At 74.9% G+C, this 1,065-nt stretch carries 1 protein-coding gene; it reads right to left on the bottom strand.

Features of this window, described 5'->3' with window-relative positions; translation table 11 throughout:
- Positions 1–1,065 (bottom strand): HSP90 family protein (locus tag E4099_RS32290; protein WP_135342629.1); only part of this gene is annotated, 1,065 nt, incomplete at both ends.

The following is a 1,065-nucleotide window of genomic DNA, read 5'->3' on the forward strand; positions in this document are numbered from 1 at the left end:
GACAGGGCGGGGGCGGAGGCGGGGTGGAAGGTGCGCAGCGCGACATCGCAGTCGAAGACGGCCAGGGCGTCGCGGGCCAGGGCGAGGTAGGCGGCGGCGGCCAGCTCCGTCTCCCGGTCGACGGGGTCGAGGTGGGCGGTGAGGGTCGCCGGGTCGAGGTCGGCGACGCTGGTCTCGGGCCTGATCTCGGGCAGCCGGTGGACCAGTTCGCGGTCGTAGGTGTAGCCGCCGTTGACGACGCCGAGGCCGGCGGCCGAGGCGATCGCCGCGACCTGCCGGAACTCCTCCACGCTGGAGGTCACCAGCACGGTGCGGTGGGTGCGCGCGAACTCGTCGAGGGTGGTGTGCCCGTCGGTGGTCTCGAACGGCAGCCAGGGCAGCAGCATCCGCAGGATCTCGTCGTCGTGCACCGCGAGCGACTTGACGGCCAGGTGGTGGGCCTGGAGGAAGCGGCCGAGCAGCTCGGGGTCGCTGGCGGCGGTCCGGGAGATCCAGGCGCGCAGCCGCTCGGCCAGGGCGTCGCGGACGGCGGCGAGGGTGTCGTCCTCGTACAGGGACTCGCGGGAGGCCGTCGGGCGCAGGCTCTCGGCGTCGACGACGCAGCGGACGAAGAAGGCCCACTCGGGCAGGATCTCCTCGGCCTGCTCGGACAGCAGCATGCCCTTGACGTGCACCCGGTGGCCGTGGCGGCGCCCGGCCGGCACGGCCTCGGGCAGCACGCAGGCGATGCCCTTCAGTCCGACGGCCGGCAGGTCCAGCTCGATGGTGTCCAGCGGAGTGAACCCGAAGACCTCCTCGCCGTACGCGGCCAGCGCCCGGGAGCGGGCTCCCGGCGTGGGGTACGTACGCGTCCAGGGTGCGGGTTCGGGGTTGACGGACGCGCCCGGGCCGCCCGTGCCGTCGTCGAAGGTCACCGGGTGGCGCAGCAGCGAGCCGAAGTGCCGGGCCAGCGCGTGGACCTGGGCCGGCCGGGTCCACTCGCCGGCGTCGGCGCGCGGCGTCAGCGTGACGGTGGTGCCCGGTCGGGGGCGGGCGGAGGCGGGCAGGGTGCGGACGGTGTAGCTG

The sequence above is a fragment of the Streptomyces palmae genome, assembly GCF_004684805.1.
Lineage (GTDB): Bacteria > Actinomycetota > Actinomycetes > Streptomycetales > Streptomycetaceae > Streptomyces > Streptomyces palmae.